Source organism: Fusicatenibacter saccharivorans (assembly GCF_015557635.1).
GTDB classification, from domain to species: Bacteria; Bacillota; Clostridia; order Lachnospirales; family Lachnospiraceae; genus Fusicatenibacter; species Fusicatenibacter saccharivorans.
In genome coordinates this window covers 67993-82261 of the sequence record NZ_JADNOP010000005.1, presented here as the reverse complement: position 1 = coordinate 82261, position 14269 = coordinate 67993, and the positions used below count along the sequence as shown (strand labels likewise).

Annotated in this window: 12 protein-coding genes, 7 tRNA genes and 1 riboswitch; of the genes, 1 reads left to right on the top strand and 18 read right to left on the bottom strand. The window is 49.7% G+C overall.

The features are described from left to right. Positions 1-110 precede the first annotated feature (110 nt). From I2G42_RS05795 to I2G42_RS05710, 18 genes are all read right to left on the bottom strand, one after another. Positions 111-192, bottom strand: a tRNA-Leu gene (locus tag I2G42_RS05795). Positions 193-260: 68 nt separating this feature from the next. Beyond that, positions 261-333: transfer RNA gene (locus I2G42_RS05790), tRNA-Lys, on the bottom strand. Positions 334-351: 18 nt separating this feature from the next. Then, positions 352-423 (bottom strand) — tRNA-Gln (locus I2G42_RS05785). Between the two features lie 20 nt (positions 424-443). Then, a tRNA-His gene (locus I2G42_RS05780) sits at positions 444-517 on the bottom strand. 46 nt (positions 518-563) lie between these two features. Beyond that, positions 564-637 (bottom strand) — tRNA-Arg (locus tag I2G42_RS05775). Between the two features lie 26 nt (positions 638-663). Then, positions 664-734 (bottom strand) — tRNA-Gly (locus I2G42_RS05770). Positions 735-740: 6 nt separating this feature from the next. Beyond that, positions 741-815, bottom strand: a tRNA-Pro gene (locus tag I2G42_RS05765). Between the two features lie 320 nt (positions 816-1135). Next, positions 1136-1615: a metallophosphoesterase family protein gene (locus I2G42_RS05760; protein WP_055227148.1), complete on the bottom strand. Its 480-nt coding sequence runs from the start codon at positions 1613-1615 to the stop codon at positions 1136-1138. A 20-nt stretch (positions 1616-1635) separates the two neighbouring features. Continuing rightward, complete coding sequence (locus I2G42_RS05755) at positions 1636-2238, bottom strand: XTP/dITP diphosphatase (RefSeq protein ID WP_022462628.1); 603 nt, start codon at positions 2236-2238, stop codon at positions 1636-1638. 129 nt (positions 2239-2367) lie between these two features. Then, entirely contained in the window at positions 2368-4098 is a 1731-nt protein-coding gene (locus I2G42_RS05750) for a carbon starvation CstA family protein (RefSeq protein WP_055227025.1), read from the bottom strand. A 44-nt stretch (positions 4099-4142) separates the two neighbouring features. Continuing rightward, complete coding sequence (locus tag I2G42_RS05745; RefSeq protein WP_055219714.1) at positions 4143-4667, bottom strand: DUF8052 family protein; 525 nt, start codon at positions 4665-4667, stop codon at positions 4143-4145. A 161-nt stretch (positions 4668-4828) separates the two neighbouring features. Next, positions 4829-5986, bottom strand: a complete 1158-nt coding sequence (locus tag I2G42_RS05740) for a THUMP domain-containing class I SAM-dependent RNA methyltransferase (RefSeq protein ID WP_022462631.1) — start codon at positions 5984-5986, stop codon at positions 4829-4831. Between the two features lie 16 nt (positions 5987-6002). After that, positions 6003-6545 carry a phosphodiesterase gene (gene yfcE, locus I2G42_RS05735; RefSeq protein WP_022462632.1) on the bottom strand — a complete coding sequence of 181 codons (543 nt, stop codon included), beginning with the start codon at positions 6543-6545 and terminating at the stop codon, positions 6003-6005. A gap of 106 nt (positions 6546-6651) precedes the next feature. After that, the gene (locus tag I2G42_RS05730) at positions 6652-6969 is read right to left on the bottom strand and encodes a rhodanese-like domain-containing protein (protein ID WP_022462633.1); all 318 of its coding nucleotides are present in this window, start codon (positions 6967-6969) and stop codon (positions 6652-6654) included. A 119-nt stretch (positions 6970-7088) separates the two neighbouring features. Further along, positions 7089-7289 (bottom strand): hypothetical protein, encoded by a 201-nt coding sequence (locus I2G42_RS05725; RefSeq protein ID WP_055227027.1) that lies wholly within the window; start codon positions 7287-7289, stop codon positions 7089-7091. Between the two features lie 474 nt (positions 7290-7763). Then, complete coding sequence (locus I2G42_RS05720) at positions 7764-9128, bottom strand: alanine/glycine:cation symporter family protein (protein WP_022462635.1); 1365 nt, start codon at positions 9126-9128, stop codon at positions 7764-7766. Positions 9129-9336: 208 nt separating this feature from the next. Then, positions 9337-9427: riboswitch (glycine riboswitch) on the bottom strand. A 312-nt stretch (positions 9428-9739) separates the two neighbouring features. Continuing rightward, complete coding sequence (locus tag I2G42_RS05715; RefSeq protein ID WP_207741839.1) at positions 9740-11449, bottom strand: ABC transporter ATP-binding protein; 1710 nt, start codon at positions 11447-11449, stop codon at positions 9740-9742. Between the two features lie 41 nt (positions 11450-11490). After that, positions 11491-13251 carry an ABC transporter ATP-binding protein gene (locus I2G42_RS05710; RefSeq protein ID WP_055265829.1) on the bottom strand — a complete coding sequence of 587 codons (1761 nt, stop codon included), beginning with the start codon at positions 13249-13251 and terminating at the stop codon, positions 11491-11493. 137 nt (positions 13252-13388) lie between these two features. Here I2G42_RS05710 and I2G42_RS05705 point away from each other — a divergent pair, with 137 nt between their 5' ends. Then, positions 13389-14246, top strand: a complete 858-nt coding sequence (locus I2G42_RS05705; RefSeq protein ID WP_055219702.1) for a LysR family transcriptional regulator — start codon at positions 13389-13391, stop codon at positions 14244-14246. The last annotated feature ends 23 nt before the right edge of the window (positions 14247-14269 follow it).

Here is a 14269-nt window from a genome sequence, read left to right as displayed (position 1 = left end):
CTATTTGATTTTCGGTTCTGTTTGGAGTTTTTAAGATATTTGATGCGCGAATATTTTTGCTGCAATTATTTAGAATCTGATTTTTGTCATTTTACTGCTGTGGATTTTTCTGCGGTTAGTGGGACTCGAACCCACACGCCGAAAGGCACAGGAACCTAAATCCTGCACGTCTGCCAATTCCGTCATAACCGCATATTATTTTTTCAAAAAAGAAAAACCCCATAGAAAACCTCCATGGGCGTTTTCTATGGGTTATTTAGTGAAGCATCGGGGATTCGAACCCCGGACAACTTGATTAAAAGTCAAGTGCTCTACCGACTGAGCTAATGCTCCGTATACTTTTGCATCCAACTGGGCTAGCTGGATTCGAACCAGCGAATGCAGCAGTCAAAGTGCTGTGCCTTACCGCTTGGCGATAGCCCAATGTTTCGCCTTGCTGGCAGGGTGGATAAAGGGATTCGAACCCTTGGCCTCCAGAGCCACAATCTGGCGCGCTAACCAACTGCGCTATACCCACCATAATTACGACTTACAGTCTTTTTCACTATTTAATTTTAGTGAAGCGTGCTTGGAGGGATTCGAACCCCCGACCCACGGCTTAGAAGGCCGTTGCTCTATCCAACTGAGCTACAAGCACACAGCTTCTACAAAATTGTAGTAGCAAGCGGGTGATGGGAATCGAACCCACGTATCCAGCTTGGAAGGCTGGTGTTCTACCATTGAACTACACCCGCACGACATCGGGGTGACAGGATTCGAACCTGCGACCTCCTGGTCCCAAACCAGGCGCTCTAGCCAAGCTGAGCCACACCCCGTAAACAAGGTTTCCCGATTTGCGTTTAACCCTTTCGCGCTCGACGCAAGATTTATTATATTACATTGTTTTCGGTTTGTCAACACTTTTTTTCATTTTTTTCAAAATGTTTTTTGTGTTGTTTTGTTCTCACCGGACAACAAAGAGATCTTATCATATCTTTTCTCATCTGTCAACACCTAAATTGTATTTTTTTGACAAACTTTTTAAGGATTAGTCAGAACCTGCTCCGGTACTACCCTGTTTTCTTTGGAATAGTCATGTTAGTTGCGATAATTCATTCGATTTTGGGCTGTTTTCCGCCCTTTTTCGACCCGTTTTTTAATCCAGATACTTGATTTCCACCGAAAGCTCATGCTCTTCATTGATCGTCAGCATGGCATAGCTTGGTTTTCTTCCCATCTGACGCGGATACGTGAGGCTGCCCGGATTGACAATCCAGAGATTTCCACGCTTTTCTGCGACCGGCCGGTGCGTATGGCCGAACAGTACGATATCCACACCCCTGGAAAGTGCCTCCGCATAGATTCCCTCCAGGCCGAGCGATACGCCGTAGTTATGACCGTGTGTGATAAAGGCACGGTAATCATCAATGTTCACCTGAATCTCCACCGGGAGGTTTGAAAACCAGTCATTATTTCCCATGACCATATAGCACGGGCCGTTTACCTTGGATTTGATCAGGTCATCCATCCCTTCCACGTCACCGCAGTGGATCATGCCGTCGAACTCCTCACGTTCCATGGCCTCCTCAAGGTTATACATCCGTCCATGGGTATCGCTCACTATCAGAAATTTCATACTCATTCTCTTCCCTCTTCTTATTTCAAATATGATGCAATCTGTTCTTTCATCGCCGCCAGTGCTTTTCCTCTGTGGCTGACTGCGTTTTTCTCTTCCGGAGAAAGTTCTGCGGTCGTGCGGCTCATATCCGGCAGATAGAAAATCGGGTCATAGCCAAAACCGTTCTCCCCGCGTTCCTCGTAACCGATTTTTCCCTCGATCGTTCCTTTGGTGGTACAGACTGTTCCATCCGGGAAGGCAGCTGCAATCACACAGACGAATCGTGCCGTTCTTTTTTCCACCGGCACGCCCTCCAGGCGGTCAACGAGGCTCTGATTTTTGATGCGGTAGGACGTATCCTCTCCCATATATCTTGCCGAATAGACACCAGGCTCGCCGTTTAAGGCATCTACTTCCAGACCGGAGTCATCCGCCAGCACGATCGTGTCGCCGTCTGTGCATCCGGCAACGGTCTGTGCTTTGATTTTTGCATTCTCCTCAAAGGTTTTGCCGTTCTCATCGATCTCAACCGAAATGCCGGCTTCTTTCATCGAATAAATTTCCACCGGCAGATCCGCAAGGATTTCACGGATTTCTTTCATTTTGCCGGCGTTTCCTGTTGCAAATACAATTTTTTTCATAACCGTTTTCCTTCTTTCACGCTGAAATAACTTGCGATCATTATACCGTATGTGTGACGCAAACACAAGAACCCTGTCACAAAAAAAGACCCCCGTTTTTATCCGGGAGCCTTTTTTTGTAATCACACATTATTTTGCTTTTTTCTGATTTGCCAGAGTCTTGAATCCATCGACAGCCAGGATCAGCGCCAGGATGACAAGCAGGCCTGCCAGCACGATACGTGCTACGCACCAGCCGATGCCAACGCCTGCGCCAAGGCCCTTGAAGTTTGCGATCAGGGTCTGTACAAGGGATGTGATGGTTACGATCAGCATGAATACCATCGGGAACAGGAACATTTTGTTGTTTTTGCCGACTTTTCCAAGCCAGGTAGCAACAGCAAGAAGTCCGATGGCTGCCAGCAGCTGGTTGGATGCACCGAACAGCGGCCAGATTTTGGAATAACCGGTCAGGCCAAGGCCGATGCCGAGTACTACGGTGATAACGGTTGATACAACCGGATTGGTCAGAACGGCTTTGTAGCCGGTTGCCTCTTTGTAAGTCTGTCCCGGCTCAAGCCAGAACTCCTGGAACATGTATCTTGCCAGACGGGTTGCAGTATCCAGAGAAGTCAGGCAGAATACCGATACAGTCAGAACCAGCAGAGAGTACAGTACGTGGGTCGATCCGCCAAGTCCCGGAATGGTTGCTACCATCTCGGAGATACCGGTTGCAAATACAGCGGTCGGAACAACGGTGGTTCCGTCTGTGTATCTGGACCAGATGTAGCCGACTGCACACAGAGATACGATTGCAAGTGCACACTCAATCAGCATACCGCCGTATGCGATCGGGCGGGCATTTTTCTCATTGTCAAGCTGTTTCGATGTAGTTCCTGAACCAACGAGTGAATGGAATCCGGAAATTGCTCCGCAGGCGATGGTTACGAACAGGGCCGGGAACATAAATCCAAGAGAACTTCCGGTCGGAGCCAGCGTATCTTTGAATCCGGTGAATGCCGGGATATCCAGGGATGCATGGCCCATCAGAGCACTTCCGATGACACCGACAGCGGCTACGATCATCATGAAGTACAGAAGGAAGGAGCTTAAGTAGTCACGCGGCTGAAGCAGAATCCAGACCGGTGCAACAGAAGCTACGGTGATATAGATACCAACGATTACCATCCATGCTGTCTCAGAGAGATAGATCGGATGGAAGTTTAATCCAACAACAACGCAGACAACGATAGCTGCAACGCCTGCGATGGTGGAAATGCCAAGAGATACATTTCTTCTGTATACCATGAAACCGAACACAACGGCGAGTACAATGAACAGAATGGAAATCATAGCGGTTGTTGCATTTGCAGAACTTGCTGCCACATCGACAGCGCCGCTCTCGGTGTAGGCTGCCTTGAAGGTATTGGCAACGATGGAACCGAAGGCTGCAACAACAAGAATCAGGGTCAGGTAAGCGAAGACGATAAAGAGTTTTTTCGCTTTACTTCCCATAGTGTCTGCGATAACCTCGCCGATGGACTGTCCTTTGTGGCGCAGGGATGCAAACAGTGCGCCGTAATCATGAACGCCTCCAAAGAAGATACCGCCGATGAGTACCCATAAAAGAACCGGAACCCATCCAAAGACAGCGGCCTGAATCGGTCCGTTGATCGGGCCTGCGCCTGCGATGGATGAGAAGTGATGTCCCATTAAGACAGGAGCTTTGGCAGGAACGTAGTCCACACCGTCCTCCTCGGTGAATGCAGGGGTTTTCCGTTTCGGATCAACGCCCCACTGCCCGGCAAGCCATTTTCCGTAGAATACGTATCCGGCGATCAGAATGCCGATTCCGACAACCAGTACAAGAATACTATTCATTTGTTTTTTCCTCCCTCTTTTTGGTAGAATAAATTTATAGATAACTAAGATCGGAACATCTTAGCATATCCCTTTACCAATTCCCAAGCCGCCCGGTTTCCAAACACTTTCTGTTCTGCCGTATCAAAGACGAGCAGCCGCACCTGACAGTAGCCTCTCAAAGAAAACCGGTAATTTTTATAATACTTATATTTTCGGATTTTCTTCTTTACGCTGTCCGCAACCGGTTTGTCCGCAAAAAAAATACCGGTGACCAGCGTGTACATGTGGTCGGTATCCGGTACTTCCTTCCCCTCGCGAACCACCTTTGGCTCTATCCATTCTGTCAGGTCCGTCAGAAATGTTTCGACGTCCTGGTCGTTCAGTTCTTCCACCGCTTTAAAATACGCATGCTCATGACAGCTGATCCTCCACAACTCTGCTTTCTTTGAGAGCACGTATTTTGCGCCGCTCTCGTGGTAGCTTGCACAGGCATCGTATGTATGGCCGTTTACTTCGGACGGCTTTACGATATCGTAGCTCCTCTCGTAGGAATGCAGCAGCCTGTCTCTGATCTCCTGTCCGTTCATGGTTTCCTCCGCTTGATGAAAAAATTTCGCATGAGGACAGTTTAGCACAGTAGTGCAGTGATTTCAAGGAAATATTAACCTTTTCTAAAATTTTTCTTTTAATTTTTGTTATCAAAAAGGAGCAACACCAAAAATCATTCGGCATTGCTCCTCCATTTGTATTATTTCTGTTCTTTTTCCCGGCGCGGCGGCTTCGGTCCCGCGTACTGGTAAAAGTAGGTTTTCAGCATTCCATTGTAAATTTTACGGTTTTTATCCGCCTTTTTGCCGAGATACCGCTCGGCATCCTCGTAGCTCGTGATCAGATACATCGACCAGGAATCGAGAGCGCGGTACCGCTCTCCTAATGTCTGATACAGGGCTGGAAGATCTTTTTTGTCCTCCAGGCGCTCACCGTACGGCGGGTTGGTAATCAGAAAACCGTATTTTTTCGGGTGCGACAACTCAGCAACCGGACGCTGTTGGAAATGGATCAGGTGATCCACACCGGCCAGCTTTGCGTTCTCTCTGGCACTCTTGATGACATCTCCGTCGATATCAAAGCCCTGAATATCTGTCTCAATATCGTTCCGGATCCGGTAGCGTGCATCCTCCGCCGCATCCATCCAGCATTTTTTCGGCACGAGGTGCGTCCACTGCTCCGCAAGGAAAGAACGGTTGAGACCCGGTGCAATATCGGCCGCCATCATGGCCGCCTCGATCGGGAACGTACCGCTTCCGCAGAACGGATCGACAAGAATCCGGTCACCCTTCCACGGAGTCAGCATGATAAGTGCTGCGGCAAGGGTCTCGGTGATCGGCGCTTTCGCGGTCAGCTTGCGGTAGCCTCTCTTATGAAGGGAAACGCCGGAGGTATCGAGTCCGATCGTAACCTCGTCTTTTAAAATCGAAACACGGATCGGGTACTGTGCACCGTCCTCCGGGAACCACTCCATGTGGTAGACCTGTTTCAATCGCTCGACAATCGCTTTTTTCATGATCGACTGGATATCGGACGGGCTGAAGAGCTTACTCTTGATGGAGTTTGCCTTCGTTACCCAGAACTTTCCGTTTTTCGGGATAAATTTCTCCCACGGGAGCGCTTTTGTCGCTTCAAAGAGTTCATCGTACGTTTCGGCGTGGACCTGTCCTACTTTGAGCAGGATACGCTCGGTCGTGCGAAGGAACAGGTTGGCGTAGGCGATTCCCTCTGCATCTGCAAGAAACGTTACTTTTCCATCCTCCACGCGCTCGATTTCGTAGCCGAGGTCGAGAATTTCACGTTTCATCACCGCCTCCAGGCCGAAGTGGCACGGGGCGATCAATTCATATAATTCCATACTCTCCCGTCCCCTCTTATAATGTGAGCTGTTTTACGACGGTGCCGTCAAAGCCTTTGATCGTAAATACGCCGTCCTCGAGGATTGCATAGGTCGGGATATTGCCCTCTTTCGGCAGAGATACAGAACCCGGGTTCAGAAAGGTGTGTGCGCCTTTTTTCTCGGCACGCAGGACGTGGGTATGGCCGTACAGGAAGATATCTCCATCCATCAGCGGCGGCAGATTCTGCTCATTGTAGATGTGGCCATGGCTCATATAGAAGGTATGGCCTCCCTCGATCAGGATGCCGTAATCTGCCAGCACCGGGAACTCCAGTACCATCTGATCTACTTCTGCGTCGCAGTTTCCGCGCACGTTGGTGAGGTACTGTTTTTTCTCATTCAGCATGGCGATGACCTGTTTCGGTGCGTATTCTTTTGGAAGATCGTTTCTCGGGCCGTGATAGAGAAGGTCGCCTAATAGAAACAGGCGGCTTGCGCCCTCTGCCTCGAAGGCTTCCAGCATTTTTCTGCAGTAATAGGCAGAACCGTGAATATCAGATGCAAACATGTATTTCATATCGTGATCTCTCTTTCGTTTTGTGGTTTGGTTTTGTATTGTTTTCTGTTTCATCTTACCGTATCTTTTCCCGCTTGACAAGAAGAAATGTTGGATTGCCGCCCCCTTACAGTTCTTCTCCCGCCACCAGATATCGTCCGCGGTATGCATGCATTCCGCCGATGACCGTTTTGACCTCGTATCCGTTCTCCGCCAGCCGCTTTCCCTCCGCCATGCTCGCGGCACCCCGCTCACAGCAGATCACAAGAATTTTGTCCCGCGGCAGACAGACCCGTTCGAGCAGATGGTCATAGGGAAGATTCACCGCTCCTTTCACATGCCCTTTTTCGTATTCCCGCCGGTTCCGCACATCGATGATCATCGCCCACGGTTTTCCCACGTACCAGTCCAGCTGGTCTGCCGCCAGCAGTGTCATGCCTGCCATATCCTGGTCCCCCTCTCCGGATCTGACTTTCTCTCCTGTTTTATATGTATGCAGAAACCGGCGGCAGAGTCCGTATGGGACCCTCCGCCGGCTTTTTCTGCCGGAATCCCAAGGTTTACTTAGTATTTTTCATACTCATCCTTCTCGTCCTGCTCCCGGTTCTGCTGACCGTAGGATGACATCTCACGGTCTTTCACATGATTGCAGTCTCTGCTGTTCTTCTGGTTTTTGCTGTATTCGCTTTTCTCGTATCCGTTTTTGCTGTACTCGTTTTTGCTGTATTCATTTTTGCTGTATTCATTTTTGCTGTTTCTGGTCATAATCTTGTTTCCTCCTGAATGTTTTTTTGTCCTGCGACATCCTTTAGTATCGCTTTTTCCGCGCAGATTATGCATCCAGAACCCTGTTTTTCCACGGTATCTGTTCCAAAGTGGGGAATGCAAGCCCAAAAATACAGTGTTTTTCCTGCTTTCGGACCACTGCTTTCCAAATTGTGGTAATTTTTTCCAACTTTTGAATTTCGATGTTGCTTTTTCCCGTTATCTGTATTATAATCAATTTTGTAAAAGAATTTACCCTTCATAAATTTTTTTACAATTAATAACCCCTTATTAATTATTTATACTCCCCTTGAAAGACCGGTAGCTCCCCTGCCGGTCTTTCTTTTTGCAATTATTCAGAGGCCATATCGAGATGCAGCGCAGCGGAATCGAGATGTGGCTCTGAATAATTGCAAAAAGGAGAAAAGTCTGCATCAGCAGACTTTCCTCCTTTTTCCCGTTCTGTATATATGATTAGAATTCTACTTTTTCACCTTTTGCCGCTTTTGCTACGGTTCCTGCGAGGACGATCAACGCCATGAGGTTTGGAATTACCATCAGGCCGTTAAAGAGGTCTGACAGGTTCCATACGAGGTCTACTTTCAGCAGAGAGCCGAGGAAAACGAACACAACGACGATCAGCGAGAACGGAACGACTGCTTTCTTTCCGAACAGATACTGTACGTTCTGTCTTGCGAAAAAGTACCATCCGACGATGGTCGAGAATGCAAAGAACAGAAGACAGATCGCTACGAACGCCGGTCCGAAGCCTTTGAGGCCGGTTCGGAATGCCGCCTGTGCGACCGGGGTTCCTTTAACACCGGTACTCATCATCTCTTCCAGAACGCCGGAAGAAAGAATAACGAGAGCGGTCATGGTCAGGACAACGAAGGTATCAATAAAGACACCGATCATCGCTACTTCACCCTGATCCTCCGGGTTCTCGACATCGGCAATCGCATGGGCATGCGGGGTGGAACCCATACCGGCTTCATTAGAGAAGAGGCCTCGGGCAACACCGTAACGCATGGCTTTCCGCACGGTAATACCGGCTGCTGCACCAAATACGGCGTCCGGACGGAATGCACAGATAAAGATCGAAGCAATCGCTGACGGCACATGCTGGATGTTGATCAGAATAACAACAAGGGCTCCGACAAGATACAGTGCTGCCATCACCGGAACAACTTTTTCGGTGAAGGATGCGATACGGGAGATACCTCCGATGAAAATGAATGCGGCGAGAACGGCTACAATCACACCCATCACCCATTTCGGTACGGAAAATGCGGTGTAGAACGCATCACTGATGGAGTTCGACTGTACCATATTTCCCATAAAGCCAAGTGCCAGAATAACGGCTACGGCAAAGAAGCCTGCCAGTGCTTTTCCAAACGTTCCCTTGAATGCGTGGGTAATGTAGTAAACCGGTCCTCCGATGACTTCTCCGTTCTCATCGCGGCGTTTGGAGATCTGCGCGAGATACGCCTCGCCGTAGATCGTTGCCATGCCGAAGAACGCAGCAAGCCACATCCAGAAGATGGCTCCCGGACCGCCGGATACGAGTGCGGTCGCACATCCTGCGATGTTTCCGGTTCCGACCTGTGCGGCGATCGCTGTTGCAAGCGCCTGGAAGGAAGTCATGCCGTCTTTTCCGGCCTTCTTACCCTTTAACGAGAAACCGCCGAAGACGCGGTTCCACGCGGTCTTAAACTTTCTTACCTGTACAAAGCGGGTCCGAACAGAGAAATAAACTCCCGTACCTACCAGCAGAAACAGCAGTACGCTGTTCCAGAGCACATCACTGATCTGCGCAATTGCCTGATTCAATGCATCCATTTTCTTTTCTCCCTTTCCATTCGACGTATGGTCTGAACGATGTGGATCACACATCCGCACCGTTTTGAGAAAAAAAATACCATCTCCTGCGGGACTTTTCCTGCAGAACATGGCTCTGATTGAAAAATACAGCAAAAAACCGCGCTTCCGGAATTTTTTCGTTTCTGCGCACCGCTTTTTTGTTCCGCGGCTGTTTTTCTTCTGTATCTTTTTTGACTCTGTCCTTTTGCCTGAGAGATTCTGCATCGCTGCATTGCACCTTCGGCACTCTTTTCAAGAGCTTCTCCAGAGACCACTCCGTTTTTAGTCCTCGCCGTCTCCCGTCCGTTCTTGTTTTAAGAAGAGAACCAGCACCTGAAAGTTTTACTTCTTCGGTCGTGCACCTTTCGAAAATTAAATTTCCAAAGGCTCTCCGCACATTTTCTAAAAACTTCTACGTCTTTTTTTATTTTTGTAAAACTATAGCACCTGTGATAGGATTCGTCAATACCCCATGCCGTATTTTTTTTCAGAATATTGCAAAAACATATAAAAAATCAGCAGATCTGCGCGCGCACGCCTCAAAATCGCATGCGCGGCACAGATCTGCTGTTCTCTTTTCCAAATATCTTTTATGACGCCTGGAACTGGCTGTTGTACAGATTGTAGTAGAAACCTTTCTTCTCAAGAAGCTCCTCATGGCGTCCCTGCTCGATAATCTTTCCGTCTTTCATGACGAGGATCAGCGAAGCGTTGCGGATCGTGGACAGACGGTGGGCAACGACGAAACTCGTTCTGCCCTGCATCAGCTTGTCAAACGCCTCCTGAACCTGCAGTTCGGTACGGGTATCGATGCTGGAGGTCGCCTCGTCGAGGATCAGCATCGGCGGCAGGCAGAGCATGACACGGGTGATACAAAGAAGCTGTTTCTGCCCCTGGCTGATGCTGTCTTCGCTGAGAACCGTGTCAAGCCCCTTCGGCAGACGCTTGATAAACTCCCAGCTGTGTGCCTCTTTGGCCGCATTGATGATCTCCTCTTCCGTCGCATCCGGCTTTCCGAAGCTGATGTTGTCGCGCACGGTTCCCTGTTTGATCCAGGTATCCTGCAGCACCATACCAAAGCAGCTGCGGAGCGCATGGCGGGACAGTTTGTCGATCGGCTTTCCGTCGATGCAGACCTTTCCGGCATCGACATCATAGAAGCGCATCAGCAGGTTGATAAACGTCGTCTTTCCGCATCCGGTCGGGCCGACAATGGCAACACGCATGCCCGGCTGTACGTCAAGATTAAAGTTCTCGATCAGTTTTTTCTCTTTGTCATAACTAAATGCTACATCATCGATCGTCACATTTCCCGTCACGGTATCGATCGTTCCGGCCGGGTCTGCACTCTCCTCTTTCTCTTCCAGAAGAGCAAAGATACGGCCTGCGCAGGCAAGCGCGTTCTGCATCTCGGTGATAACGGAACTGATATCATTGAACGGTTTCATATACTGGTTTGCGTACGACAGCAGAACGGAAAGTCCGCCGACGGTCAGCGCGCCGCCCGGGATCATGAAAGCTCCCACAAGGGCAACACCGGCATAGATCACGTTGTTGACAAAACGGGTGGACGGGTTCGTTAAGGAACTGTAGAACACGGCCTGCTGGCTGTATTTCTGCAGATCTTTGTTGATCTCTGCAAAACGCTCGGAAGCTTTTTCCTCATAGCCGAACGCTTTGACTACTTTCTGGTTTCCGATCATCTCATCGATGAGTGCGGTCTGTTTTCCTCTCGTCTCACTCTGTTTCTGGAACATTTTGAACGAGCGGCCGGAAATAAATTTTGCCACGAAGAAGCTGAGAGGTGTCAGGCAGATCACAAGAAGGGTGATCCATACGTTCTTCGAGAACATGAAAAACAGTGTCACAATAATGGTTACGATGCCGGAGAACAGCTGCGTAAAGCCAAGCAGAAGACCGTCCGATAAGATATCGGTATCTGCGATAACACGGCTTACGATGTCTCCGGAGCTGTGCTGATCCAGATAGGACAGCGGCAGCACCTGGATATGACGGATCGCCTGGGAACGAAGGTCGCGCACGATGCGGTACGTCATACGGTTGTTGATCAGGTTCATGATCCATGCGGAAAGTGCGGAAACGAGGGTAAAGAATACGATTCGTTTCAGATAGAACCACATCTCCGGGAAATTGACCTGGTGGGCTGCAACGACCTCATCGATCGCATCGCCGAACAGGATCGGAATATAAAGCTGTAAAATAACGGTAACCGCAGCCAGAACAATACTAAGGCCTAAGAAAATTTTATAATTTCCGATAAACGCCATCAGCTTTTTCATGACCTGCATGCCGCTTTTTCCAGACTTGTTTTCTGTCTTTTTCATGCGATCACCCCGCTTTCGTTGTTATAAGCTGCACGCTCTTCCGGGAACTGGGAGAAGTAAATCTCGCGGTAAACCTCGCAGGTTTTCATCAGCTCGTCGTGTGTGCCGTTTCCTTCGAGCGTACCATTTCCAAGAACGAGGATCTGGTCTGCCTGACGGATGCCGGCGATTCGCTGGGATACGAGGAAGGTTGTCGTGTTTCCTTCGAGATTGTGGACGGCTTTGCGGAGTTTTGCATCCGTTGCAAAGTCAAGCGCACTCGAGCTGTCGTCCAGAATCAGGATTTCCGGTTTTTTTACCAGCGCACGCGCAATAGAAAGACGCTGTTTCTGTCCGCCGGAGAGGTTTTTTCCGTTCTGCTCCAGCATAAAATCGAGCTGATCCTGTTTGCCTTCTACGACTTCTTTCGCCTGGGCTGTGGTGAGCGCCTCCCAGATTTCTGCATCGGTGGCGTCCTCTTTGCCCCACTTCATATTGTCACGGATGCTGCCTTTAAAGAGCACTGCTCTCTGCTGAACAACACCGACTTTATTGCAGAGCTCTTCTTTCGTGTAATTCTTTACATTCTCGCCGTCTACCATGACGTCACCGCTGGTCGCATCGTAGAAACGGGAAATCAGGCTGACCAGCGTCGATTTTCCGCTTCCGGTACCGCCGATGATTCCGATGGTCTGGCCGCGTTTTGCGGTAAAGCTGATATCCGATAAGCTCTCTGCGCCGGCTCCTGCATAGGTGAAGCTGACATTTTTAAATGTAACAGCTGCATCGCCAGTTACTTTCTTTGCAGCGCCGCCTTTTGCCGGGTAGTTCATGGTTGTCGGAACCGTCAGTACGCCGGAGACACGCTCTGCACAGGCAACGGATTTGTTTAAGGTGATGATGAGCGATGCCAGTTTGATCAGCTCCACGATGATCTGCAGCATGTAGTTGTAAAGTGCGACAACCTGTCCCTGCTGCATACTGCCGATGTTGACCTGAAGGCCTGCCTGCCAGATCAGGACAACGGCTGCGATGTTGATGAGGACATAGGTCAGCGGATTTAACAGTGCGGAAATTTTTCCGACAAACTCGTTCAGACGAGTCAGCTCATCGTTGCTCTTTTCGAAATCGGCAACAGACTGCTCCTCACGGCAGAACGCACGGATGACACGGACACCGTTCAGATTTTCTCTTGTCATTCCGGTGACGCGGTCGAGTGCCGCCTGTACCTTTTTGAACAGCGGGATGCTGACCAGCATAATGCCGAATACGGCAACGAACAGGATCGGAACAGTAACCAGGAATACGATGGCACATTTTACGTTGACGGTAAATGCCATCACAACGGAACCGAATACGATAAACGGACTCCGCAGCAGCAGACGCAGACCCATGTTGATTCCGTTCTGCACCTGGTTGATATCGTTGATCAGACGGGTGATCAGCGTATCGGTTCCAATGGTATCCAGCTCCGTAAAGGACAGAGCCTGGATGTGGTCAAAGACCGCCTGGCGAAGCTCGGTTGCACAGCCGACGCTCGCTTTTGCCGCGAAATACTGCGCGGTGAAGCTGCAGCAAAGTCCGACTGCCGCCATCAGAACGAGGATTCCAAAACGGCTGACGATGTACGGACGGTTATTGCCTGCGATACCCACATCGATGATCTGGGCAACAACCATCGGCACCAGAAGGTCGAAGACAACTTCCAGAAGCTTGAACAAAGGAGCGATGATGCTCTCTTTTTTGTAGTGCTTCAAGTAGACTCCAAGACTTTTCATCTTCTTTTTCACTCTCCATTTCTTTGTTTCTTGACATTGACAGTATAATCTCATATGATTAATACGAATAGTATTGTTTTTATAGCTTAGTGATACAATTTTAATATCATAGATAATTTCACGAAAGGAAGTCTCTTATGGAACTGCGCCAGCTTGAATATTTCCGCGTCATCGCCGAAACTGAAAGCATTCACGAGGCCGCCCGCCGCCTCAATATGTCCCAGCCGCCGCTCAGTTATCAGTTAAAGCAGCTGGAAGCCGAACTGAATGTCACTTTATTTGAACGTACCCGCCAGGGCGTCCGCCTGACCGAAGCCGGAAAACTGCTGTATGACCGCTCCGCCAACCTGCTCGAGTACGTGAAATCGACGGAGCTTGAGGTCGCAAAGGTCGGCAAAAAGCGGGTTCTGCGCCTCGGCATCACACCGACCACCGTTGCGACGATCATGCCGTGCGTCTCGCTTTTTTCCCGCCGCAATCCCGATGTCAACTTCGAGGTGCACGACGGCATCACCTACACGCTGTACCGCTATCTGATGGACGGCATCATCGACATTTCCATCGCCCGCACGCCGCTGCGGCTCGACGATGTCGACTATAAAATTTTAAGCTCTGAACCTATGATTGCCGTTTCTTCAAAAGATATGCTTCCCGAGAAGAACGGATCGCTAAAGCTCTCGGATCTTTTGAATATTCCGCTCATCATCTACCGCCGGTATGAGGCGCTCATCATGGATGCGTTCCACTCGCGCGGCATGGAGCCCGATCTTTTCTGCGTCTGCGACGATCCCCGCGGCGCGATGCTCTGGGCAAAGGAAGGCCTTGCCACTGCCATTTTCCCGCAGTCCATGAGCTCTCTCTGCCAGGGACTCCGCATCCAGCCACTCGCAGAAAGCGACCTGGAAACGCAGATCGCCGTGATCTGGAAAAAGGGGCGAAAACTCTCTCCGCTTCTACAGGACTTTGTCGATGCCTGCATGGAGAGCATATTATAATAGAAGAAGTCCGCTGCGCCGGC

Excerpts from the sequence above, each read along its gene's own strand:
- I2G42_RS05760 (WP_055227148.1), bottom strand. The coding sequence starts at position 1,615 with ATGAAATTTCTGATAGTGAGCGATACCCATGGACGGATGTATAACCTT.
- I2G42_RS05755 (WP_022462628.1), bottom strand. The coding sequence starts at position 2,238 with ATGAAAAAAATTGTATTTGCAACAGGAAACGCCGGCAAAATGAAAGAA.
- I2G42_RS05750 (WP_055227025.1), bottom strand. The coding sequence starts at position 4,098 with ATGAATAGTATTCTTGTACTGGTTGTCGGAATCGGCATTCTGATCGCC.
- I2G42_RS05745 (WP_055219714.1), bottom strand. The coding sequence starts at position 4,667 with ATGAACGGACAGGAGATCAGAGACAGGCTGCTGCATTCCTACGAGAGG.
- I2G42_RS05740 (WP_022462631.1), bottom strand. The coding sequence starts at position 5,986 with ATGGAATTATATGAATTGATCGCCCCGTGCCACTTCGGCCTGGAGGCG.
- yfcE (WP_022462632.1), bottom strand. The coding sequence starts at position 6,545 with ATGAAATACATGTTTGCATCTGATATTCACGGTTCTGCCTATTACTGC.
- I2G42_RS05730 (WP_022462633.1), bottom strand. The coding sequence starts at position 6,969 with ATGGCAGGCATGACACTGCTGGCGGCAGACCAGCTGGACTGGTACGTG.
- I2G42_RS05725 (WP_055227027.1), bottom strand. The coding sequence starts at position 7,289 with ATGACCAGAAACAGCAAAAATGAATACAGCAAAAATGAATACAGCAAA.
- I2G42_RS05720 (WP_022462635.1), bottom strand. The coding sequence starts at position 9,128 with ATGGATGCATTGAATCAGGCAATTGCGCAGATCAGTGATGTGCTCTGG.
- I2G42_RS05715 (WP_207741839.1), bottom strand. The coding sequence starts at position 11,449 with ATGAAAAAGCTGATGGCGTTTATCGGAAATTATAAAATTTTCTTAGGC.
- I2G42_RS05710 (WP_055265829.1), bottom strand. The coding sequence starts at position 13,251 with ATGAAAAGTCTTGGAGTCTACTTGAAGCACTACAAAAAAGAGAGCATC.
- I2G42_RS05705 (WP_055219702.1), top strand. The coding sequence starts at position 13,389 with ATGGAACTGCGCCAGCTTGAATATTTCCGCGTCATCGCCGAAACTGAA.